We start from the raw sequence: 21,922 nt of genomic DNA on the forward strand, positions 1-21,922 counted from the left end.
GCGCAGGATATGCAGGCAAGGAAGCGAGGATGGGTTCACTGGAGATGGCGGCGCTGGCGGGCTGGCATGACGCCTTGCCGGAGTTGGTGCCGCTGATCGGAAAACCGGGATTTGCCGCAAAGCTCGATAACGCCTTGCGCGAGGTAGCCCCCTTTGATCTCAGCTGTGCGTTCGCCTATCCCGGCCGCGACCGGCCGATGTTCCTGCATGATGGGCTGGGCGCGGTGTCCTCGACCCAGATCATGACCAACTACCTCAACGGCACCTATCTGCTCGATGCCGTCTATTCGGCCTGCCTGCGCCGCGCGCCGCAAGGGCTGCATCGCCTCGTCGACCTGGCGCCGGACGCCTTCTTCGAGGGCGAATATTACAATTCGCCCGACGTGCATCCCTGCATTTCGATGGAATCGGGTACGCTGGCGGAGGAGATCGTCTTCCTCGTTCCGGTCCAGGGCAGCTTCTACATCGCCTATTCGCTGCTGCGGGCGAATGGCAGCCCGGCTTTCTGCGAGAAGGATTTCGAGCGACTGCAGCGGACGGCGCCGATGGTGACCAGCCTGGCGCAACGGCATTGGGAGCATCTGGCGCCGGCCGGTTCGGACAACGAACCGGTCCAGCAGCCTACCGGCCAGGATGTCGAACAGGCGTTCGAGACCTTCGCGCCGTCGCGGCTGACGCGGCGCGAGCAAGGCATCGTCAGCCTGATCCTGCGCGGCCATTCCTCGATGTCGATCGGCCGCATCCTTGAGATCGCCGAGGGCACGGTGAAGATCCATCGCAAGCACATCTATGCCAAACTCGACATTTCCAGCCAGACGGAACTGTTCAACCTGTTCATCAAGCATCTGCTGGCGGGCCGATGACAAAGCCGATGGGCCTGAAAAACATCGCAAGCCGGTGATCCGGCTGGCTTTTTGCGTCGGACGAACAGACCCGGATACGCTAAATCCTGGTTGAAAATACCGATCCTTCCAAGATTTTGAGAAATTCATTCCAACAAATGGCATAAAATAGCAATCGACAAAGTCTACAAGTTTTATAGATTAACGGGCGAGACGGAGGTCGATATGTCGTATATCCAGAACGCTCAGACTGACAGCAGCGGCCAGAGGCTGGCCAATGCCCAGACCTTTCGCCCGGCCTATGCCGGAGCTTTCGCCTATCTCGTCTTTGCCCTTGCGTTCGTGTTCACCGGGGCCGTCGTTCTGGGCCTCATTCCCTAAGGCGTCGGACCGGCAGGGGTTAGTTTCCCCACTGTCTTCAGGCAATCGGAGTTGAATGAACCGGATCCCGGTGCGTTTGCGCGCGACCGTGGGTTCGCATTTCACAGCATCCATGATTCCAGCGATGGAGGAGATGACAATGCCGATCGAATTCACCCATGTCCCGGGCAAGTCCACTGAGGCCGCCGTTCCCTTCTTCTACGATTTTGCCGAGACCGCGACCAAGCTCGGGCTGATCGAGGATGGCGGCTTCCAGAAGATCGTCGTCGACGATCCGGCCGGACTGCTGACCAATATGGATCTTGGTGCCCAGGTGCTCAATCGCACCGCGTCGCTGGAAGTGGTGCTGACCCATTGGGCCGGCGTGATCGAACCGACGGTGGCGGCCCGCCAGCTGGCATCGATCGACAGGGAGAGCGGCGGACGGCTGGCGCTTCGGATGATCAGCGAGCCATTGAACGACGACGACGCCGAGACGCGGCCCGTCGGACATGGCGTGATCTGGCAGCGCATCGACGAATATCTGGTGCTTTTGAAGCGGCTTTGGTCGAACGACCGGCCTTTCGACCATGAAGGCGCCTTCTACAGCATCAAGGGCGGCTATATCGAGCGCAAGGGTCCGCATGGCGCCGACCTTGTCATCCGCATGGGCGGCCAATCGGGAACGGCCCTGAAGGTGGCCGGGCGGCATGCCGATGTCTTCGAACTGGCACCGGGCTCGATTGATGAGGTCCGGCAGCTGATGGAGCGGGTGCGCGGTGCCGCCGCCGAACATGGCCGGGCCGGCAAGCTGCGCTTCGCGCTTCCGGTGAGGATCCATCAAGGCGCATCCGCCGCCGGCTACAAGGCGGTCGATCTGTCTGGCCCGCCAGCTCAAGCCGCCCTGTCGCTGCTTGCCTATGCCGGGCTCGGGATCGACGAATTCATGATCATTGGCGTCGACACGCCGCGCGAGATCGCGACGGCCGGCCGCGAAACCATCGCCTTGCTGCGTAACTCGCTGGCACGCCGCGAACAGGATGCTTTCCAGCCGGGAGCCTATGCGCCTCGCGGCGGGCTGGAGACGCGGGCCGCAGGCTGAAGCCGATCAATCGTCTGCGTGAGGCCTGTCGCCGAGACGCGACAGGCCGTCGATGACGGCGGCTGAATCGGCCACTACACCGAAGACGCCGTCTTCCACCGTTACCATGTGAAGCGCCGCCTCGTGCGCTCGCTGGTCGCCGCTGGCACAGGCATCCGAGATCGTCAGGCACTGAAAATTGCGGTCGCAGGCTTCGCGCAGCGTGGTGTGGACGCAGACATCGGTCGTGCAGCCGGAAAACATCAGATGCGTGATGCCTTGCGCGCGCAGCACCAGCTCGAAGTCTGTATAGGTGAAGGCGCTGTTGCAGGTCTTGTCGACGATGATGTCATCGGGCGCGACGTCGATTTCCGGAACGATCTGGAATCCCGCTCCCGAGCGCAGCAGGATTTCGGTTCCGTCGAGGCCGGAGCGCTTGCGGCGCCATTTCTCGTAGGGCGTCATGTCGGCCATGTCGGCGCGATAACCCTGCCTCGTGTGGATGACCCTCACGCCAGCTCCGCGCGCGGCTGATATCACCCGGTTCACGGTGGGCAGGATCGCCCGCAGCGGCGAGGGATCATATCCCTGTTTGGCGAAATAGCCCGTCGTGGACAGGAAATCCTGCTGCAGGTCGATGACGACAAGTGCTGTGTTTTCGGCCACCAGCCTGCCGTCATAAGGGAAGTCGAAGGGCGTTGCCTTGATCATTGATGGCTCCCGGTTTCGACCAACCATAATCGTTCAATGCGCCGATACCAGATGCTGGGCGTCGTGCAGGCGCCGGTAGACGCCATCGGCATGGATCAGCTCCTGGTGCGAGCCCTGCTCGACAATGCCGGATTCGGAGACGACGACGATGCGGTCGGCGCCGCGTATCGTCGCCAGCCGGTGCGCGATGACCAGCGTGGTGCGGCCTTGCGCCAGTTCGGCCAGCGCCTTCTGGATCTCGCGCTCGGTCTGGGTGTCCAGCGCCGAGGTTGCCTCGTCGAGGATCAGGATCGGTGGATTCTTCAGGAACATGCGGGCGATCGCCAGCCGCTGTTTCTGGCCGCCTGACAGTTTCACGCCACGCTCGCCGATGATCGTGTCATAGCCGGCCGGCAGGCCTGAGATCATGCCGTCGAGCTGTGCCCGCCGCGCGGCGTCGGCGATCGCCTCGTCCGAAGCGCCGAGTCGGCCATAGGCGATGTTTTCGCGAACCGAGCCGCCGAACAGGAACACATCCTGCTGGACGATGCCGATCTGGCCGCGCAGCGAGGCCAGTGTCATGTCCCTGATGTCGATGCCGTCGATGCTGATCCGGCCGGCGCCGACCTCGTAGAAACGCGGCAGCAGCGAGCAGATGGTGGTCTTGCCGGCGCCGGACGGACCGACGAAGGCAATGGTCTCGCCGGCGCGGATCGTCAGGTCGACATCCTTCAACACCGGCTTGCCGTCGCCATAGCCGAAGCTGACATCGCGGTATTCGATGTCGCCCTTGAGCCCGCTGACGGCCACGGCGTTGGGCCGGTCGGCGATGTCGGGTTCGGTGTCGAGCAGTTCCGTATAGCGGCGGAAGCCGGCAATGCCCTTGGGATAGGTCTCGATCACCGAATTGATCTTCTCGATCGGCCGCACGAAGACACCGACCAGGAGCAGGAAGCCGACGAAGCCGCCATTGCTGAGGCTCCCCGTGATGACCAGGTAGCTGCCGGCGATCATCACCACGAGCTGGATCAGCCTGATGCCCATATAGTTCAGCGAGTTCGAGGCGGACATGATGCGGTAGGCGTCGAGCTTGGTCTGGCGGTAGCGCTGGTTGTCATGCGCGAACAGGGCGCGCTCATGCTCCTCATTGGCGAAGGCCTGGACGACGCGCATGCCGCCGACATTTTCCTCGATGCGCACGTTGAAATCGCCGACGCGCCCATAGAGCGCCTGCCAGTTGCGTTCCATGCGGTCGCCATAGCGCATCGTCACCCAGGCGATCACGGGCACGATCACCGCGGTGATCAGCGCCAGGTGCATGTTGACCGTGAACATCAGCACGAAGGCGCCGGCGAAGGTCATGATGGCGATGAACAGGTCCTCGGGGCCGTGGTGGGCGATCTCGCCGATCTCCTCCAGGTCCTTGGTGACGCGGCCGACGAGATGGCCGGTCTTGTGGTTGTCGTAGAAGCGGAAAGACAGTTTCTGCAGATGGTCGAAACTCTTGCGCCGCATCTCGGTCTCGATGTTGATGCCGAGCATGTGGCCCCAATAGGTGACGACAGCCATCAGCGCGGTGTTGAGCAGATAGATCACCAACAGGCCGATCGAGGCGATGATGATCAGGGTCCAGTCCTGCTGCGGCAGGAGCTGGTCGACGAACGCGCGCACAGCCATCGGAAAGCCGAGTTCGAGCAGTCCGGCGAGCACGGCGCAGGAGAAATCGAGCGCGAACAAGCCCTTCCAGGGCGCGTAGTAGGCAAGGAAACGTCTGATCATCGCAGTGAACCGCATGCTGTCTTGATGGGCGGGGGGATGGAGCGTGCACCGGCCGTCATCGCTGGGCGCTGCTTACAGGTGGCGGCGCAGCGGGGGCAATATGCCAGTCCGGACTTCATTTTTCTGATTCTGGCCGCGAGATCGACGGCCGGGATGATTTGTTGATTGTTGCAGTCATCTTAAATGTTGACTAGTAAGGTCATGTTTCATAGTCAACCGGACATTGGACTGCCGAGGCCAGAAATTGGAAATGCGAGTGGCCGCACTGGAGACACCATGACCGTGGCTGAAGCCGAGGCCGCCTTCCATATCGACGCGGTGCGGTTTGCCGTCGGCGAGCGGACGCTGCTTGGCCCTGTCTCGCTCGAACTGCGGCGCTCGCGCGTCTACGGGCTGATCGGTCACAACGGCTCGGGCAAGTCGACGCTGATCAAGCTGCTGGCGCGCCAGCAGCCGGCAAGCTCCGGCGCCATCACCTTCGCCAGGCGGCCGTTGCCGCAATGGGGCGCTCGTGAGCTCGCCCGCGCGCTCGCCTATCTGCCGCAGACGACGCCGGCGGCGACGGGCCTCACGGTGCGCGAACTGGCGGCGCTCGGGCGTTATCCCTGGCATGGCGCGCTTGGCCGCTTCAGCGGGGAGGATAGGCGGCATGTCGAGGAGGCGCTTGTCCTGACCGACATGGAAGGCTTCGCCGACCGTCTGGTCGATGAATTGTCCGGCGGCGAGCGCCAGCGAGCGTGGCTTGCCATGCTGGTGGCGCAGAACGCCGGCGTGATGCTGCTCGACGAACCGATCTCCGCACTCGACATCGCCCACCAGGTCGAGGTGCTGGGGCTGGTCAAGGAACTCAGCCGCAAGCGCGACCTCTGCGTCGTCGTCGTGCTGCACGATCCCAACATGGCGGCGCGCTATTGCGACGAGCTGATCGCGCTGAAGGACGGCAAGCTGCTGACGCGCGGGACACCGGGCGAAATCATGCGGGGCGACGTGCTGAGAGGCATTTTCGGCGTGGAGATGGGCGTGTTCGCGCACCCGGTTACCGGACAACCCGTCGGCTATGTGCAGTGACGAGATCTGACGCGGTGGCGCAATAGGAAGCGGCTGGTCGCTGCGAGAACAAGGAAGAAGCTTTTGTCTAGAACTCGTTTGTTGGCGGCGTTGGTCGCATCGGTGATCCTGGCAGGCGGCGGGGCCGTGGCCCAGGAGCAACCGGCCGCTACTGCTCCCGCGGCCGAGGCCCCCGCCGCTCCCGCCGCACCGGCCACGATGGCGCCCGCGCAGCCAGTTGGCCAGCCGGCCACGGCGGAGCCTGCCGAAGCCGCGCCCGCGGGGGCCATGGAGCTGAACCTGCCGCACGATTTGTCGCCATGGGGCATGTTCATGGCCGCCGACATCATCGTGAAGGCGGTGATGATCGGGTTGGCCTTCGCCTCGCTCGTGACCTGGACGATATGGCTGGCCAAATCGCTGGAGATTTTCGGTGGCAAGCTGCGCGTCCGCCGGGCAGTCCGCGCGATCGGCGATGCCGCGACGCTGAAGCAGGCCAGCCGCGCGCTCGACCGCAGCGGCGGTCCCGGCGCGCTTCTGGTAAAGGCGGCTGAAGAAGAGACCGCGCTTTCGGCCGGCGCGCTCGACCACGTCGGCGGCGACGGACTGAAGGAACGCGTCACATCGCGCCTGTCGCGCATCGAGGCGGCGGCGTCGCGGCGCATGTCGCGCGGCACCGGCGTGCTGGCGACGATCGGCTCCACCGCGCCGTTCGTCGGCCTGTTCGGCACCGTCTGGGGCATCATGAATGCCTTCATCGGCATCTCGCAGGCGCAGACCACCAATCTCGCCGTGGTCGCGCCGGGCATCGCCGAAGCGCTGCTTGCCACCGCGATGGGTCTCGTCGCGGCAATTCCGGCGGTGGTGATCTACAACGTCTTCGCCCGCTCGATAGCCGGCTACCGGCAGATCCTCGCCGACGCCTCGGCGGGCGTCGAACGGCTGGTCAGCCGCGACCTGGACTTCCGCACTGTCTCGCCAACGACAGCCGTGGCGGCGGCGTAGCGGGGCGACACCATGGGAAGCAGAATCCGACAGACCATGGATGACGATCTCGAGGAGAACCACGAGATCAACGTCACGCCCTTCATCGATGTCATCCTGGTGCTGCTGATCATCTTCATGGTCGCCGCGCCGCTGGCGACGGTTGACGTCAATGTCGATCTGCCGGGGTCGACGGCGACGCCCGCGCCCCGGCCCGAAACGCCGCTGTTCCTGACCTTGAAGGATGATCTCACGCTGGCGATCGGCAATGACACCGTGCCGCGCCCGGCCTTCGCGGCGACGCTGGAAGCCAGGACCAAGGGTGACAAGCAGACGCGCATCTTCCTGCGCGCCGACAAGGCGGTCGCCTATGGCGACCTGATGGAGGCCATGAACCTGTTGCGCGGCGCCGGCTATCTGAAGATCGCGCTGGTCGGCCTGGAGACGGGGTCCACGGCCGATGCACCGGCACAAGCGGGAGCTGCCGCGCCATGACGCAGTCCGCCGCCTTGCCCACGATGCAACTATCGCGCTTCGGCTGGCGCGATCTTGGTCTTTGGGCGGGGGCGGCGACGCTTATCCTTGGAGCCCATGTCGCGGTTGCCTATGCCGTGCAGACCTTCAGCATGGTCAATGAAGCGGATGGCGGTCCGCCACCGGCCCAGGTGATCGAGATGGCACCCATGACGGTGATGCCGGCCGTGGAGGAAGAGGTCGCGGCACTGGACGCAGTGATGCCTGACCAGAGCGAGCCAACGCCAACACCGACGACGGAGCCAGCGCCTGAACAGGTCGAGAAGGCGGAACCGGTTACCGAACAGCCGGAAGCGGTTGCGCCCGACGAGACCGAGCCGACCCAGATCGAAAAGACGGAGCAGGTCGATCAGCCGCCACTCGACGAGGTGGTCCCGGACATTGTCGAGGCTGTGGCCCCGGAGGTAGTCATTCCGTTGCCGCAGGCGAAGCCGATCGAGACGCCAAAGCAAAAGAAACCGGTCGAGGCCAAGGCCAAAAAGCCTGTCGACAAGCCCAAGCCGAAGAAGGAAAAGACGGCACCGCCCAAGACGGTGACCGCCGCCAGCGCCGATGCCAAGCCAGCGGCCAAGACAGCCGCGCCGAAGTCGGCGGAAGCGACGGGGCGATCCGGCTACTCCAGCAAATGGGATTCAAAACTGCGTTCATGGATCAATCGGCACACGCGCTATCCGAGTGCGGCGAGAGCCCGACGCGTCGAAGGCAGTGCCTACGTCACGTTCACGGTCGACTCATCCGGCCGGGTTCTGGCCGCCAGGTTGACCCGTTCCTCAGGCAATGCCGACCTGGATCGGGCGGCACTGTCCGTGCTCCAGGGTGCTACCGTGCCGGCACCTCCGCCTGAACTTGGCGGGCGCCAAAGCCGCACGGCGCCGTTCGTCTTCAACCTGCGCAATTAGCGCGGGTCCTGGGGCGAAACGATGGCGTGATGGCCCCTCGCGCGGGCAGCGATCGATCAGCAGCTCATCGACTGGCACAGCGCTTCGACCTGCTCCAGGTAGAAGCGGCATTTCGTGCGCAGGAGCCGGAGGTTCGGATCGTCGGCGCCGTTGATCTCGATGGTTTGCATCATGAAATCGAAATGGATGTGAAAGGCGTCCACCGCGCCCCAGAGGCTGTCGGCCTGCCAGGTGTCGGCCATCGCCATGGAGATCAGTTGCCGGGCCTCGACGCGCGCGGCATCCGGTGATGCCGGTCGACTGGCGATCAGGACATGGAGCCGGCCGAAGACGCTTTCCCTGGAGTCGGCGCTCCTGATGGGTGCGATCATGTTCATTGGCGGGTCCCCCTCGATTCTCCAGGCATGATGTCAATTCTGCGGACTGCGGGCGATCAAGGCGGGGATCGCTGCGGTATCGGACGGCCGACCCCTGATGATGTTGGCAAGCTCTGCGTCGGCCTGCTCGAACCAATAGACCATGTCGGGACGCTCAAGGTCGCCGGCTGCCTTTTTCAGGAGCGGCAGCAGGGTTTGCAGCGCACACAGTGTCTCCCACCGGTTCGGCTGAGAGCCCACCGGCGCGCACAGGGCTGATGGTTGCATCCGCTACGCTCTCCGTGGCTGAGCGTGTTCCTTTACATTCGGCCTGGGATGCATCGGGTTGCCGCTGAGCTGGGCATGCCTTGCCGGCCGCGCGCCGCGCAGGACGTCGAAGGCTTCGGCATAGGCCATGCCCAGCAGATAGGAGATCATGGGAAAACGGCTTGCTTCGGCCATCTGCACCAGCTCATTGGTCATCGATGCGATATATTGAAGACTATCGATCTCTGACTGCCGTAAGGAATGATTTGCCACGTGTTGCTCCTGTAATCGGATGGAACTCGGGAAACGCGTACTGGCTACACTGGACATACTGAGTCGGCTAATTAATAGAGTGGCCCGCCGGATGCGGGCTTGGTTCCGGGGTCGAGAGGGTCAACGCATAAACAGGTGCGTCCGTGAGACGGTCGAGGCCAAGGAGGCGCTTGATCGCCGAATGGCTGAGCGCTGCCGTGGGGCAGGCCGACAAGCCATGTCGGGTCGCCGCCAACATCACGTTCTGGCCGATATGGCCGGCCTCGATCAGCACGACACGATAGGCGTTGGCATCCTCATATTTCCACATGGTGCGGTCGAGCCTGGCGCAGAGCAGGATCAGGCATGGCATGGTATCGGCCCATTCCTGCCCGCCGACCAGTTCGGAGATCTTCGGCAGATGGTTGGCAGGAATCCTGCCGAGGTCGTGATCGGCGGCGGAATAATGATAGACGCCGGGATCCAGACCCTCGACACCAAGCGCGACCACATAGGCCTCATAAGGATTCCGCGCGCCGCCCGAAGGGGTCATGCCCAGCGGCAGGGCGCCAACGCAGTTGCTGGTCTCGCCGGTAATGCCCATGCCCGCGAACAGGCAGTCGGAGAGCTGCCGCGCGGTGATGGTGGGCGCGGCCGCGGTGCGGTTGGTGCGGCGCCGCGCCATCAGGCTCAGCAGTTCGTTGTCATCGAGTGCGTTCGGCAGCCGGATGGCGCCGGTGGCATTCTTGAGCATGAGGTCGGGCTGCGCGACATGACCGGCGCGTTCGATCTGGCGGGCCTCGGCCTGTTCGATGGTCATGAACTCTGAGTCCTGGACGCAGAAATGCATCAGCGCGGTCGGAATGCCCCAGCTCCACTGTCCGGAGAACTGTGTTTCCTGTGCGGCCAGCGGCGAGCCGGCGGTGACCAGGGCGGAAAAATCAAGCAATTGCGGCACGACGGCATTGAGGTCGGATTTCGACCATCCGTGGGCGCGTGCAATCTCCGCCGTGGAGGCCCATTCGTCCCAGGATGCAAGAAGACCGATCACCTCGGGGCTGCAGTCGAAGACACTTCTGGTCAGGAAATTGCAGGCCGTGACCTTGTTGGTCCCGGGATAGAAGACAAGCGTTTTTGAAGAGCGCATTTTCATGATGCTGAATGCCGTTTTGTGAATGTGAGGCGCCGACGGGCGAACATCCCGTCGGCGCCGAACGACTTCAGCGCTTGTTGTAGTGCATGCCCTGCGAAAAGAAGACGGTCTGCGTGCCCGCGGCAACCGTCAGCTTCGGGGCATTGTTCACTTTCTTGGCCATTTTCGTCCCTTTCCCGACCCCCCAATGGGATCTGTTGAAAGATCCCCACCGTGGGATCCGCGAGAAGAAAGGTAAGGTCGAAAGAGTTAATGGTGTGTTAAAACCGTAGTAAAAGGCACGCGATCTAAAATATCTTTCTTCGCGATAAAGTTTAGAAAATCGATTTTTCTCAGATAGCGAGTAGGTATACGCTAGCATACGCTCTTTCGAGGTATTCTTATTCTTATTTAGCGTAAATTGGGTGCGCGAGGTCAGCCCTGCCCGTCCCGGGCGAGGCTGACGACCAACGGATCGATGCCCGGATCGTCAAGCTTGACGACATGCGCCATGCGGATCGCATGCCGTGGCCGGATGCCGGACATGTCCTGCCGCATGATGACCGATACGAATGCCGGCCCGGTCTCGGTCAGGAGCATGGCCTTGCCGACCAGAACCGGTTCGGAGATCGGCGCCCATTGCACGGAGATCAGCGACGGCTCGCCGGTCTGGCGACGGTTGACGCCGCTGAAATAGATCCAGTTCAGGCGAGAGATCGCCACGCCATAATGATTGCCGCGCGCCCGCGCCCATATCGAGCCACGGCGCTCCGACCACCCGGTGACCCGGCGAAATGTGACCAGTTCGGCCTCGCGACGCACGAAGGTTACCGCCCGCACCAACAGGTCGGAACGGGTCGGGATCGAAAAATAGGTGAAATAGGTGCCTCCCGCGATCGATGCGGCGGGCGGGCGGATCATCTGCTTGAACAGGCTTTCCGAAATCGGCGGCAGGCCGGGGGCCATGGGCTCGGGAATACCCGGGTCGCGGTACAGTTCGGCTTCATCGATGCGGAAGTAGTCGCAGATCAGTTTGGCAGTGGCCTTGTTCGGAACGGTCTGCCCTTGCAGGTAACGTTCGAACTGCGTGCGGTTGATACCCAATTCGCGGCAAACCGCGCTTACGGAGGCATGGTCCTTGCAGAGCCGTCTGAGATTTGCAGCGAGATTCTCGCGTATGGACACGTCTTTGCTTTCGCAGGCGAATTCTTCATTCCGACTCGGAATCCATATAGCGCCTTCGGTCGCCCCCGCCGAAACGCCTTGTCGCAACTCACAGAAAAAACTGATTTGAGAACAGCAGTCTAATGGGGAGGCTTTCAAAAAAAATAGCGCAATCCGACAACAGTCATCGCCATAAGTCCAATTGACAATCTGTCTTGCCTCGGACCTCGCCAAATCGCCTATGGCTTTTTTTGGGGGCTTTGGCGCGCGGAACGCCGCACGCCTTGCATCGCATGTGCTTGCGCCCTGGCGGCGCGCCCAAAAAACGGAGAAGCGATTATTCCGATGGTGGAGCTGAGGAGGGCGTCCACCATGATCTGCAAAGCCTTGCGTACGAAGGGTGCGTAGTGGGAAGCGGGACGGAATGTCCCACTTTCGTGACTCACCTGACAGCAAAATAGATGCCTTGCAAGCCTGGTGAGCGTGACAGCGCCACCCGCCATTTCCTAATTTGAGTGGCCAGCCTTCGTCGCAGCGATTTCTTGCAGAGCCTTGTCAATGTCGCTTGCATAGGTATGCCACCGCTCTTTCGCCTCTTCAGCCGACATTGTTGATTCCGAGCGCTCCATCCCTCGTCGCGCCATCCGCCACCCGGCGTTTTCAGAAACATAGGTGACAGTTCCGTCATCATTGACTGTCAACCACGACTCGGTATTTCCGCTCTCGAATTGAAAAATCGTCACAGGCATTAATAGCTACTCCTTGCCATATGCTCGGCCTTGAATGGCGACCACCGCAAGTGCCGTTCAGTGGCTTTTGCCGACTTCGTCGATGACTTGCTTCAGGTCCCCTCAGAATCAGTTTACGCGTTCAATCTCGTCATTCCGGTTGGACGCCTGACTGGCATCGGTTGAACCGCTCGGGCGCTCGACGCAACACTCATACGCTGTGGTCCGATTTCGCTGGATCCGTACACAGAGAATTTGCTATGTCGAAACGATGATCACAAAAAGCGCAGACGCCGCGATTGCGGCGATACAGAGTGGCGAAAAATTCGTCATCTACAACGGCGATTGCCGCACCTTGCTGAAAGCCTTACCGCCTCGGAGCGTTGCCTTAGCCTTGAGCTCTCCACCCTATTTTCTGGGTAAAGCATTTGATGTCTCCAGGGAGTTGGACGGGTTCTCCAACTTGCATCGAGAAATTTTCCCATACCTACAATCGGTGTTGGAGGAGAGTGGCAACCTAGGTTGGCAAGTTGGTCACCATATCCGCAATGGCGTCTGCACCCCCCTAGATTTTGTCGTTCATGAAATCTTTGGCGCTTCAGCCAGCTGGCGTCTGCGAAATCGTATCGTGTGGACCTTCGGTCACGGAACCCATGCTAAGAACAGGTTTAGCGGCCGACATGAGACTGTTCTGTGGTACTCAGGTGCGCAGAGCTATCATTTTGACCTGGACGCTACTCGGGTACCTCAAAAATATCGAGGAAAAAAGTTCTACAAAGGGCCACGGAAAGGCGAATGGAGCAGCAATCCCGCAGGCAAAAATCCTGGCGACGTTTGGGACATTCCCAACGTGAAGGCCAATCACGTGGAAAAGACAGAGCACCCATGTCAGTTCCCGGTCGCCTTAGCGCAGCGTTTAGTGCGCGCCCTATGTCGGCCTGATGGCCTTGTTTTTGATCCCTTTGCTGGTGTTGCGAGCACCGGCGTTGCGGCTGCAATAGAGGGACGTGCTTTTCTGGGTGCTGAGGTCGACAAACGGTACTGCGAAGTATCAGAGCAGCGATGGCAGGCAGTATTGAGCGAGACTGTTCGCATTCGCCCTATTGACAAGCCCGTCTTTCAGCCTGACCCTAGGTCTGCGGTAGCCAGAGATCCTTATACAAGCTCTGCGCAGGGGGACTACATTTGACGGTGATTGCAGCGCAGGCGCATGCCGAAAAGCGCCTATTCATATCTTTGCTGACGCGAGATATTAGCCTAGCGGATGCATTCCTAGATCTGCTCGACAACTCCATCAATGCAGCAGTCAAGGCGACTGGACTCCAGGAAGGCAACGCGGCAGACTATGTCGCTCTGCTCACTACAGAAGCCAAGCCGCGGTTTACGATCCAGATAGACTTTGACGACTCAAAAGTCGCAATATCTGATGATTGCGGCGGCATAAGCGCAGAAGACGCCAGTACCAAGGTCTTTGTATTCGGCGCTGAAGATGAAAGTCATCTTGATGATCGACTGAGCGTTTATGGGATTGGTCTGAAGAGGGCCATGTTCAAGCTTGGCAATCAGATCGACATGGAGTCACAGCACCCCAAGGGCGGCTTCAAGCTCGATTTGTCGGTGAAGGATTGGCAGGCTTTGAAGGTCACACCGTGGACTTTTCAAATTGAATCGTTAGCGGCAGTCGAGCAAGGGAAGGGACGAACAAACCTAACAGTCACAGAATTACATCCAGCTGTACAGGCTCGATTGCAGAACCCGGTTTTCGAGACAGAGCTAGTCACTCGGATTGGACGGGCTTACTCATTTTTCATATCCCGCATTGTGACAATCAAAGTGAATGGCACGGCTGTCGAGCGAGAGGAAGCGCGCATCAGCTCAAATCAGGCTAGCGAGTCATTCGAGCTAGATGGCGTCTCAGTGGCGATCACGGCGGGACTGGGGACGCCAACCAACGGTGACCGCTATGAGTCCGAGTATGCGGGCTGGAATGTCTATTGCAATGGCCGCGCAGTCATATTTTACGACCGATCGCCCCTGACCGGTTGGGGCGTGGACGGTTACCTTCCATCGTTCCAACCAAAGCACAGGCCGTTTGTCGGGATCGTATTTTTCACTTCAGATGACCCTGAAAAGCTACCGTGGACGACAACTAAGTTGGGTGTGAACACAGACAACATTATCTGGCAACGGGCTGTGCAGCGGATGGCTGATGTTGGACGGCAAGTTACGCGGTATCTAGATAGCAGATATGGAGAGGAAGGAACAACAATCACAATGGCGGAATTGGCTGATGCAATTGGTCAAGGAGAAGAGATCAAGCCAACGCTGAAGGTAACAGCGGTTAGTTTTTCGCCCCCAAAGAGGAAGAGCAGCCCGTTGACCACTGTGCAGTACAAAGTAGACAAGAAGGTATTGCAAGCTGTTAAGGATGCAATTGGTACACCCTCGATGTCCAATGGTGACGCTGGAATATACACATTTGAATATTTTACTGAGAACGAAGTGCACTGAGCATGCCGAGGTCAACCGCTTCGTTCATTGCCTATGATGTACGGCCTGCAAAGCAGACCGAGCGCCGGGGAATTGTGGAGTTCCTAAACTGCGCCAAGCATGCGGGATTCAATGTGGCCTCATACCGGTATGTGGGCTTTGGAGGCACAAAGTTTATCGATTTTCAGCTAATGGATCGATATGTCGGCTTTAGTTCGTATCGTAGTATTGAGCACGATGAAGACATCTTTGATCGCTGTAAGTTTAATAAACCGTTTAATTCTATAGAGATGTATAAAGGGCCTTTCTCTGTATTTCTGTCCACCGATAATTACGATGGGAATTCGGTGTACTGGTTAGATTTTGAGATTGGCCTCAACGGAGAGCTTTTTTCGAATGTCAATGCTATAGCTGCGAGAGCCAAGGATGGCGACGTAATTCTGATTACAATCAAAGGCAACACCCCAGGTGGCAAGGGTACTCCCAAGAGCATTTTGAAGAGTCGTTTGCCGGGGCTGAAGACGTGGATAGAGCGACTAAAACCAGGGCAATTTACAGATAAGCAGTTCCCAAATACCTCAGGCCGAGTGTTGTTAGAGATACTGAAGAGCGCGTTCTCGAACAGGAGCGCAGAGGGTAAGTTTCATACCGTCTTCAAAGTGATCTATGAGGACAGTGTTCCAATGTGCACCGTGGGAGGTGTTTTTTGTCGGCGAGGCTCCCAAAGACCCGGTAAACTCAAACGAGCTGTTGCTAGATCGCTAGCCACTATGTGCCCTAGAGGGGTAGCAGAATTTTACACCGTGCCCCTGTTTAATTTTACAGAGCTTGAGCGCATATTGCTTGATAAGTCCGAGGTGGATAACAGAACGGGATATTCCCGTAGATTGCTCACTCTCGGTCTTAGCTCTGATGAACTCGAGGCCTATTGTAAGGTGTCGCGCTTCATTCCAAAATATATAGAGTCAGCATTTTAGACCCATTGGAAGCGGCGTGAGTGAGACGACGAAATTTTTCTCGTGGATATCAATACAACCAAAGATGCATATTCCCCCATGGGGTGCCTGAGACGCTTCTTTCGGTTTTTGCCTTACATGAAAATTCGAATGTGACCGCCAGGTACAGATCGGAGAGCTAGCGCATGGGAGCCGATACCCCTAGTGGATTGGCCGATGTCGATTGTGCTCCCTATATGGAGCTAAAGGCATCCGGTATCAGTTGTTCTGTTAACATTCCAGATCACATTAATATGTATGATGATAGCTATCCTGACTGATCTAGTCAAAAGATACCAGTTCACCAATATAATGTAATATAATGTATAATAATTAGTAGAATATCAGGTTAAATACCATACTACAGAATTCTGTACATACAATCTTATGTATAAATAGCCTGTATAGCATATACACTATATTCTATAGATGTATAATCCATGCTCACGGTGCTCGAACATGGGAATATTTGATATACATGCCACCAGTTTGCTTCGATCTCGGCCTGTGCTACCAGCTAGAACGCGATCGGTGATCAGATTACATAGCATCGGCACATGAACAGGGCATAGGTACTAAGCTATGGGTCGATTGAAACCTAGCTATGCTAACGAGACTCTTGCTCAGGCCTATGCTTTTTGAGTTCGGCTTTCACGGCCACCGATCGGCTTATCTCAGCCACTATGCCCACAGCGACGCCGATTAGAAGATAGATCAGACCCTGGTCGATAACCTCGCCTGTGGTTTTTGATCCGAAGTATCTGGGAGCTGTAGCTTGGCCTGTCGTGTAAGCGATGGCGAAGGCGGCAACCACTCTAAGGCCGCTAACGACCACTAACAGCCATGCAATGGCCAGCCCTAACTTTGTGAAGATCATGACCCCTCCCTTTCAACTTACCCGTTGTAGCTACCCTGCGCTCAGGACAATCGCAACTAGGCCAGCTCGTTAGGGTATACCCCAGCGGACACATGATCCGGCTCAGAACGAGGCGTACGTTAGGGTTGACATGAGTCAACGGACAGGTGTATCTACGGACATAACCCTATCGTACATTGGAGCTGATGATGTCCGTTATCCTGTATGCCCGAGTTTCAACAACCGATCAGACCATTGAGCATCAAGAAGCCCAGGCTAGGAAGGCCGGCTTTGAGATCGACACTGTAGTTTCGGACAACGGAACATCCGGCTTGAGCACCAAGCTCGCGGATCGCACAGAAGGTAGGCGCCTGTATGACATGCTCCGCATGGGCGATACCCTGGTAGTGCGATGGGTTGATCGGCTTGGCCGGAACTACCAAGACGTTTGCGGTGCAATCAGGGAGTTTATGCGCAGAGGCGTTACAATAAGAACGGTCATCAACAACATGACCTTTGATGGTGCGACCACCGATCCAATTCAACTGGCCGTCCGTGATGCACTTATCGCTTTCATGGCAGCAACCGCTCAGGCGCAAGCGGAGGCAACGAAGGAAGCGCAGAAGGCGGGCATTGCACATGCCAAGATGAAGTCGGTGAAGTATCGGGGACGCAAGCCAACCTATGACCGCGACCAATATCAATTGGTACGAGATATGCTCGCCAACGGTGCTGGCGCATCTGCAATTGCGAAGGCTTCAAAGCTCACTCGTCAGACCGTATTGCGCATCAAATCCGAGCCCGGTCAGGCCGAAGCTGGGTTGCTGGCTTGGGGGCTTTAGCGATTAGGCTCTAAATCGAACAGGGAAGGCCGCTGAGAGGGGTTAGGGCGTTTCCGCGCCCAATCCCGCGACGAGCGAACAAACGAGTCCTGCGGGCCTTCCCTGGCGAAGCTAGCTCACGCGCCACGGAGGCGGCGGACCGACCTTCAAGATTTCAGCAGCGAGCCACTTGGGGTCTATCCCGTCAGTGTATGCGCGCTTTGTGCCTTCATCGTCAGTCAGCTCGATCCAATGCAAGTCCGTGCTAGCTTTGCCGTCCAGACGTTTGGCCTCTGCCACAACAGCGCTGAGATATTGGTCGAATCCCATCCGCTGGTTTCGCAGTTTGTTGGCTTCCACAATCTCTTGATAGACAACCTCGCGATTTTCACGAATGTCGCTGTTGTGGGCCTTTTGCTTCACGTTGCCGTGTTTCGGGGCAGAGGAATGAAGCATGTCTATAAGGACTTGATACCAACCTGGAAGCTTAGGCGTCATACCCTTTCGATACGCTTCCGCGATCATGGGCAACTGCTTACCTCCGTAGAACAGCCGCACATGGTTCACGGCGTCATGGATCGCAGATGTCGGCAAATGTTCCACATCCATGTTAGCCACAAGGTTGGCCTCCGCGACCGTGTGACCAGACTCCAAGCCAGTCAGGAACATCGAAGCTCTCACCGTCTCGGCACCTCTCCGTGCGTTGCCCTTGAGGAAATAGAACACTGCGGCTCCAAGCACGATCAGCACTGTCAAAACTTCCATCTGTAACCCCTATCTCTTTCCCAAATCCCAGCATGTATCTGACTCAAATATCCAATTTTTGGATAATCTGAATTTGGGATTACCCGCCTGTTGAACTTGTCGTCAACGGGCCATGCCGAAGTCGCTGCACTCAAAACGTCATCTGATGATAGCGGCGGCACTGGCAGAGCAGCGTCGCCTTAAGGGCATGTCTCAGGCACAAGTCGCCAAGGCTTTTGGACGCTATCAGCCTTTCATAGCGAACATTGAGAGCGGTGAGCGCCGTATCGATCTAGTCGAACTTTTGGATATTGCGGCTATCATCGACCTCGATGTGGAGGCACTGTTGCGTAGATTGCGACAGCTACCCTCTATGGATTGATCCCTAGAGAACCTTCTCCAATGCAGACAGAAGTTGGCTCGGCGGGAATCCAGTGCGGTTATACGTACTGAGAGTGGTAGTCCCGGGTTCGTGTCCGACAATCGCCATGATGTGCGCCTGACTTACCTCAGCCGCAATAAGCTGCCCAACGACTGAATGCCTCAAGCTGTGAAACGTTAGCTGCTTCGTTTTGAGTTCGAGGTCTGGGAGGAAGGTCTCATTAAACCATCTGCCTAGATTCCGGCCGTACCCATCCGACTTGGTGTAGCTAAATTGTGGGAAAAGGCGGGTGTTTCCTGGCTTGGAGCGCACTGTATCTATGTACGCCAGAAGCCCATATTCGATTAGCCGAGGGTGGACCGGAACTACCCTGTTGGAGGCTGCGTTCTTGAGTTTCTTGGTTGGCCCAGAGCCATTGATGTCAAAGCACTGAATACCATCCACGGTTTTGATGTCTTCCAGGTGCAGTTGTGCAACCTCATTCAGCCGCGCACCCGAGTGCATGGCAATCAGAGTTCCCCACTTATGGTGATCCTGGAGGTTTCTGCCTTTGTCCAAAAGAGCGTCGCGTATCTTCTCTAACAAGGCCGTGGGGAACGGGAGCCGAGGAGCCTCAGCATTGACCTTCCTGTTTCGGATGGAGAGCCCCGAGAACGGGTTCTCCTTGCTATATCCGTTCTGCTTTGCCCAGTTGAAAAGCGCCTTGTAAGTTTGCAGGTACTTGTTGATGGTCAACGTGTGCAAGGTACGAAGTCCCGGCATCGAGGCCAATTCGTCTAGCGTCTTGCCTTTGGTCTGGCGAATTTTGTTCCGGTTGACTGGGTAGCGGGTGAGAATGTCTCTAACCATCCGCGCTTCGGCGTGGCCTATGCCTGCAACGTCCCGGCCACTTCCCAATACCTCATACAACAGGTCTATATGTTCCTGCTTCTCGCCCTCCGTCTTGGGTATCCACCGTTCTTCGAGCTTTGCGTACTTCCAAAAGTCGCTCACCAACTGGGTAAGAGAAATGCGACCCGGTGAAACAGGCGATACGGAAGGCGTTGAAGCCTTGTCGTCTCGTGTCTCAAAATCGTAGGCGTTTATTGTGGCGTCATAATTGAGTACGGCTTGGCAGTACGCACCGTTCGCTCGGCGGTACTCATTGAGGAGCATTTGCCGCGTCTTATTCGGCATATCCGTTGATTGACCAAATTCCCCAAGAATCTGATCCATTATGAAATTGTCGATGAAGTTCCTATCCGCTGCTTCCTTGAAGGTTTGGTCGTTCGGGACGCGAGCCTCTGCAACAGCTTGCTGGAAACTTGATATCACAACGGGGGATAGGTGCCCGTTCTCCCTGATGGATTGTTTGTGAGCCTCCAATACGGTCTTGAAATGCGCAGAAAGCATGCTGCGGAACTCAGCATAATCCATCTGTTCTTTTGCTCCGTTGCGCCCTACCAAAGGGGCTACGTAGCTGAGGCGATGCGCTATTAGCAATGCCTCGCGACGATCCCTTGTACCTAGAGAAAGTCGAATTGCTGTCGCAACTCCCTTGGGGTGCAACGGTCTAGGTATCGGATGTCGATAGTAGAAGATTCCGTGCCGGGATCGTGACAGGTAGGCGGGCATGTGCATAGCAATGGCTCACTTGGTTGTCCCACCAGCGAAATCCCATATGCTAAAGCTTTGATTTTAAATCCGATGGTGGAGCTGAGGAGGATCGAACTCCTGACCTCGTCATTGCGAACGACGCGCTCTCCCAGCTGAGCTACAGCCCCGTCCAACGGATGGCGCATTTATCGGGCGCGGCGGATTTCTGTCAAGGCGGCGTTTTGCCGAAATCCTCGTTGGCCGGCACGGCGGCTGCCGGCCCTTGCCGGTTTCGCGTGCAATGGCTACATGTCGGCAACAATTGGAGACCGGCATGCTCGCCCTCATTCAAACCATCGTCATGGCGCTTGACCTCTACTGGTGGATCATCATCGCCTCGGCGATCTTTTCCTGGCTCTACGCCTTCAACGTCGTCAATTCGCGCAACCAGTTCGTCGGCAGCATCGGCAACATGCTCTATCGGCTGACCGAGCCGGCCCTGCGGCCGATCCGCCGCTTCATGCCCGACCTTGGCGGCATCGACATCTCGCCGATCATCCTGCTGTTGATCCTGTTCTTCGTCAGGCAGTTCATTCTCACCACGGTGGCCCCGCTGGTGCTGTGAACCCGATAATTGCATGAGCGCGCTGCGCATCCGCGAGAACGGCATAGATCTGTTCGTGCGGCTGACACCAAAATCTTCCATGGACAGGTTGGAAGGCGTCGAAACATCGGCGGATGGGCGAAGCCATCTGAAGGCACGGGTCCGCGCCGTGCCGGAAAACGGCGCCGCCAATCAGGCGCTGGAGAAGCTGGTCGCCAAGACGCTGGGAGTGCCGGCATCGGCGGTGTCGGTCGTCGCCGGCGGCACGGCACGGCTCAAGACGCTGCGCATAGCGGGTGATCCAGAGGCGCTGGCGCAGCGTGTTCAGGCGCTCGGCTGATCAGCAATCCAGTGGTGTCGTAACTCCGAACCTGAAATGTCGGCGGGACAGCGCCCCCCTCTGTCCTGCCGGACATCTCCCCCAAAAGGGGGGAGATCGGCAGCTTCGCCGGCCTTCAATCCCCCAGCGGCAGCCTTGGGTCGTCAACCTTCAGCGTGCTCACGCTTTGCTTGATGCGGCGCAAATTCTCCAAGACCTTCGGGCCGCGCGTCTCGGCGACCGATGTCACGATCATGTCGACGATCGCCAGCAGCGCGTAGCGCGACGATGTGGGCTTGTAGATGTTGCCATCCTCGAGCGGCTGCAGGTGGATGACCGTGTCTGCCACCTTGGCCAGGGTCGAATCGGGCGCGGTGACGGCCACCGTGGTGGCGCCATATTGCTGCGCGACCTGCACCGCCTCGATGACCGAGCGCGCATAGCCGGACACTGAAAAGGCGACCAGCGTGGTTTCCGGCGTGGCAACGGCGGCGTACATGCGCTGCAACTGGCCGTCGATCTGGGCCAGCACCGGCAGGCCGAGCCGGAACAGCCGGTTCTGCATTTCGGTCGCCATCATCGAGGAGATGCCGCCGGAGCCGATGCACAGCACATTGCCTGACGTCGCAAGCCGCTCGGCGACGGCGACCAGCGTCGTCATGTCGAGGTTCTCGCTGGCGCGCTGGATGGCCGAGATCGCGGCTTCGGTGATGGCGGAGGCGATGCGCTGCTCACGGGCGTCGCGGCTCAGCGGCTCGGGCGAAAGATACTGGCCGCCGATGGCGATGGCCTGCGCCAGGTAGAATTTGAAGTCGCGCAGCCCCTCGCAGCCGAGATTACGGCAGAAGCGGGTCACCGTCGGCTCGCTGACGCCGACGCGCGCGGCAATCTCGGAGATCGCGGCCTTGGAGGCGAAGTCGAGATCGGACAGCACGAGGCCAGCCAGCCGGCGATCCGACTTGGTGCCGTCCTGCGACATCAGCTGCAGCCGCGTGATGATGTCGGCCGGTGTCTTCATGCC

General features: G+C 58.7%; 26 protein-coding genes, 1 tRNA gene and 1 pseudogene. 14 read left to right on the plus strand and 14 right to left on the minus strand.

The window, feature by feature from the left end:
- Positions 1 to 29: 29 nt before the first annotated feature.
- The 3 genes from MesoLj_RS06140 (at position 30) to MesoLj_RS06150 (ending at position 2,304) form a co-directional block, all read left to right on the plus strand.
- Positions 30 to 863 (plus strand): helix-turn-helix domain-containing protein, encoded by an 834-nt coding sequence (locus tag MesoLj_RS06140; protein ID WP_202325424.1) that lies wholly within the window; start codon positions 30 to 32, stop codon positions 861 to 863.
- Between the two features lie 204 nt (positions 864 to 1,067).
- Positions 1,068 to 1,223, plus strand: coding sequence for a hypothetical protein (locus MesoLj_RS06145; protein WP_010912229.1), 156 nt, complete (start codon positions 1,068 to 1,070; stop codon positions 1,221 to 1,223).
- A 139-nt stretch (positions 1,224 to 1,362) separates the two neighbouring features.
- The gene (locus MesoLj_RS06150; RefSeq protein ID WP_202325425.1) at positions 1,363 to 2,304 is read left to right on the plus strand and encodes an LLM class flavin-dependent oxidoreductase; all 942 of its coding nucleotides are present in this window, start codon (positions 1,363 to 1,365) and stop codon (positions 2,302 to 2,304) included.
- A gap of 6 nt (positions 2,305 to 2,310) precedes the next feature.
- Here the strand turns inward: MesoLj_RS06150 and MesoLj_RS06155 are convergent, their stop codons facing one another.
- Positions 2,311 to 2,994 carry a cysteine hydrolase family protein gene (locus MesoLj_RS06155; protein WP_202325426.1) on the minus strand — a complete coding sequence of 228 codons (684 nt, stop codon included), beginning with the start codon at positions 2,992 to 2,994 and terminating at the stop codon, positions 2,311 to 2,313.
- Positions 2,995 to 3,027: 33 nt separating this feature from the next.
- On the minus strand, positions 3,028 to 4,752 hold the full coding sequence (locus MesoLj_RS06160) for an ABC transporter ATP-binding protein (RefSeq protein WP_202325427.1): 1,725 nt from the start codon (positions 4,750 to 4,752) through the stop codon (positions 3,028 to 3,030).
- Between the two features lie 276 nt (positions 4,753 to 5,028).
- Between MesoLj_RS06160 and MesoLj_RS06165 the strand changes: the two genes are divergently transcribed.
- The 4 genes from MesoLj_RS06165 to MesoLj_RS06180 all read left to right on the plus strand — a co-directional run bounded on the left by MesoLj_RS06165 (position 5,029) and on the right by MesoLj_RS06180 (position 8,216).
- On the plus strand, positions 5,029 to 5,820 hold the full coding sequence (locus tag MesoLj_RS06165; RefSeq protein WP_202325428.1) for an ATP-binding cassette domain-containing protein: 792 nt from the start codon (positions 5,029 to 5,031) through the stop codon (positions 5,818 to 5,820).
- A gap of 63 nt (positions 5,821 to 5,883) precedes the next feature.
- The gene (gene exbB / locus MesoLj_RS06170; protein ID WP_202325429.1) at positions 5,884 to 6,804 is read left to right on the plus strand and encodes a tonB-system energizer ExbB; all 921 of its coding nucleotides are present in this window, start codon (positions 5,884 to 5,886) and stop codon (positions 6,802 to 6,804) included.
- A 12-nt stretch (positions 6,805 to 6,816) separates the two neighbouring features.
- Positions 6,817 to 7,278 (plus strand): TonB system transport protein ExbD, encoded by a 462-nt coding sequence (gene exbD / locus MesoLj_RS06175; RefSeq protein ID WP_202325430.1) that lies wholly within the window; start codon positions 6,817 to 6,819, stop codon positions 7,276 to 7,278.
- On the plus strand, positions 7,275 to 8,216 hold the full coding sequence (locus MesoLj_RS06180) for an energy transducer TonB family protein (protein WP_202325431.1): 942 nt from the start codon (positions 7,275 to 7,277) through the stop codon (positions 8,214 to 8,216). The genes exbD and MesoLj_RS06180 overlap by 4 nt, the downstream gene beginning before the upstream one ends.
- 56 nt (positions 8,217 to 8,272) lie before the next feature.
- On the opposite strand, the gene MesoLj_RS06185 is transcribed toward MesoLj_RS06180, so the two are convergent.
- From MesoLj_RS06185 to MesoLj_RS06210, 6 genes are all read right to left on the minus strand, one after another.
- Complete coding sequence (locus tag MesoLj_RS06185) at positions 8,273 to 8,593, minus strand: hypothetical protein (protein ID WP_202325432.1); 321 nt, start codon at positions 8,591 to 8,593, stop codon at positions 8,273 to 8,275.
- Positions 8,594 to 8,626: 33 nt separating this feature from the next.
- Complete coding sequence (locus MesoLj_RS06190) at positions 8,627 to 8,860, minus strand: hypothetical protein (protein WP_202325433.1); 234 nt, start codon at positions 8,858 to 8,860, stop codon at positions 8,627 to 8,629.
- 3 nt (positions 8,861 to 8,863) lie between these two features.
- A complete protein-coding gene (locus MesoLj_RS06195; RefSeq protein WP_056574932.1) occupies positions 8,864 to 9,112 on the minus strand; it encodes a hypothetical protein in 249 nt (82 codons plus the stop codon).
- Positions 9,113 to 9,179: 67 nt separating this feature from the next.
- Complete coding sequence (locus MesoLj_RS06200; protein ID WP_244735300.1) at positions 9,180 to 10,238, minus strand: SagB/ThcOx family dehydrogenase; 1,059 nt, start codon at positions 10,236 to 10,238, stop codon at positions 9,180 to 9,182.
- 420 nt (positions 10,239 to 10,658) lie between these two features.
- Positions 10,659 to 11,408: a helix-turn-helix domain-containing protein gene (locus MesoLj_RS06205; protein WP_202325435.1), complete on the minus strand. Its 750-nt coding sequence runs from the start codon at positions 11,406 to 11,408 to the stop codon at positions 10,659 to 10,661.
- A gap of 485 nt (positions 11,409 to 11,893) precedes the next feature.
- A complete protein-coding gene (locus tag MesoLj_RS06210) occupies positions 11,894 to 12,136 on the minus strand; it encodes a hypothetical protein (RefSeq protein WP_202325436.1) in 243 nt (80 codons plus the stop codon).
- Between the two features lie 250 nt (positions 12,137 to 12,386).
- On the opposite strand from MesoLj_RS06210, the gene MesoLj_RS06215 reads away from it, so the two are divergent.
- Genes MesoLj_RS06215 through MesoLj_RS06225 form a run of 3 tightly spaced genes read left to right on the plus strand, consistent with a single transcriptional unit; the run spans position 12,387 to position 15,582 of the window.
- Positions 12,387 to 13,304 carry a DNA-methyltransferase gene (locus MesoLj_RS06215; RefSeq protein WP_202325437.1) on the plus strand — a complete coding sequence of 306 codons (918 nt, stop codon included), beginning with the start codon at positions 12,387 to 12,389 and terminating at the stop codon, positions 13,302 to 13,304.
- Between the two features lie 2 nt (positions 13,305 to 13,306).
- Positions 13,307 to 14,626: an ATP-binding protein gene (locus MesoLj_RS06220; protein ID WP_244735514.1), complete on the plus strand. Its 1,320-nt coding sequence runs from the start codon at positions 13,307 to 13,309 to the stop codon at positions 14,624 to 14,626.
- 2 nt (positions 14,627 to 14,628) lie between these two features.
- Positions 14,629 to 15,582, plus strand: coding sequence for an O-methyltransferase (locus MesoLj_RS06225; RefSeq protein ID WP_202325439.1), 954 nt, complete (start codon positions 14,629 to 14,631; stop codon positions 15,580 to 15,582).
- Between the two features lie 625 nt (positions 15,583 to 16,207).
- Here MesoLj_RS06225 and MesoLj_RS06230 read toward each other — a convergent pair.
- Positions 16,208 to 16,477, minus strand: coding sequence for a hypothetical protein (locus tag MesoLj_RS06230; RefSeq protein WP_202325440.1), 270 nt, complete (start codon positions 16,475 to 16,477; stop codon positions 16,208 to 16,210).
- A gap of 188 nt (positions 16,478 to 16,665) precedes the next feature.
- Here MesoLj_RS06230 and MesoLj_RS06235 point away from each other — a divergent pair, with 188 nt between their 5' ends.
- Positions 16,666 to 17,298: a recombinase family protein gene (locus MesoLj_RS06235; RefSeq protein WP_202325441.1), complete on the plus strand. Its 633-nt coding sequence runs from the start codon at positions 16,666 to 16,668 to the stop codon at positions 17,296 to 17,298.
- 111 nt (positions 17,299 to 17,409) lie between these two features.
- On the opposite strand, the gene MesoLj_RS06240 is transcribed toward MesoLj_RS06235, so the two are convergent.
- Positions 17,410 to 18,042 carry a hypothetical protein gene (locus MesoLj_RS06240; RefSeq protein WP_202325442.1) on the minus strand — a complete coding sequence of 211 codons (633 nt, stop codon included), beginning with the start codon at positions 18,040 to 18,042 and terminating at the stop codon, positions 17,410 to 17,412.
- A gap of 112 nt (positions 18,043 to 18,154) precedes the next feature.
- On the opposite strand from MesoLj_RS06240, the gene MesoLj_RS06245 reads away from it, so the two are divergent.
- Complete coding sequence (locus MesoLj_RS06245) at positions 18,155 to 18,403, plus strand: helix-turn-helix domain-containing protein (protein WP_202325443.1); 249 nt, start codon at positions 18,155 to 18,157, stop codon at positions 18,401 to 18,403.
- 3 nt (positions 18,404 to 18,406) lie between these two features.
- Here MesoLj_RS06245 and MesoLj_RS06250 read toward each other — a convergent pair whose 3' ends face one another.
- From MesoLj_RS06250 to MesoLj_RS06255, 3 genes and pseudogenes are all read right to left on the minus strand, one after another.
- Positions 18,407 to 19,819: a site-specific integrase gene (locus MesoLj_RS06250; RefSeq protein ID WP_202325444.1), complete on the minus strand. Its 1,413-nt coding sequence runs from the start codon at positions 19,817 to 19,819 to the stop codon at positions 18,407 to 18,409.
- 102 nt (positions 19,820 to 19,921) lie between these two features.
- A pseudogene (locus tag MesoLj_RS36810) lies at positions 19,922 to 20,023 on the minus strand (hypothetical protein); the annotation flags it as partial.
- Positions 20,024 to 20,090: 67 nt separating this feature from the next.
- Positions 20,091 to 20,166 (minus strand) — tRNA-Ala (locus tag MesoLj_RS06255).
- A gap of 146 nt (positions 20,167 to 20,312) precedes the next feature.
- On the opposite strand from MesoLj_RS06255, the gene MesoLj_RS06260 reads away from it, so the two are divergent.
- Both MesoLj_RS06260 and MesoLj_RS06265 read left to right on the plus strand, forming a co-directional pair.
- Positions 20,313 to 20,603, plus strand: a complete 291-nt coding sequence (locus MesoLj_RS06260; RefSeq protein WP_027047523.1) for a YggT family protein — start codon at positions 20,313 to 20,315, stop codon at positions 20,601 to 20,603.
- Between the two features lie 13 nt (positions 20,604 to 20,616).
- Positions 20,617 to 20,922: a DUF167 family protein gene (locus tag MesoLj_RS06265; protein ID WP_202325445.1), complete on the plus strand. Its 306-nt coding sequence runs from the start codon at positions 20,617 to 20,619 to the stop codon at positions 20,920 to 20,922.
- Between the two features lie 115 nt (positions 20,923 to 21,037).
- Here the strand turns inward: MesoLj_RS06265 and MesoLj_RS06270 are convergent, their stop codons facing one another.
- On the minus strand, positions 21,038 to 21,919 hold the full coding sequence (locus tag MesoLj_RS06270) for a MurR/RpiR family transcriptional regulator (protein ID WP_202325446.1): 882 nt from the start codon (positions 21,917 to 21,919) through the stop codon (positions 21,038 to 21,040).
- Positions 21,920 to 21,922 lie beyond the last annotated feature (3 nt).

It is taken from the genome of Mesorhizobium sp. 113-3-9 (assembly GCF_016756515.1).
Taxonomy (GTDB): Bacteria; Pseudomonadota; Alphaproteobacteria; order Rhizobiales; family Rhizobiaceae; genus Mesorhizobium.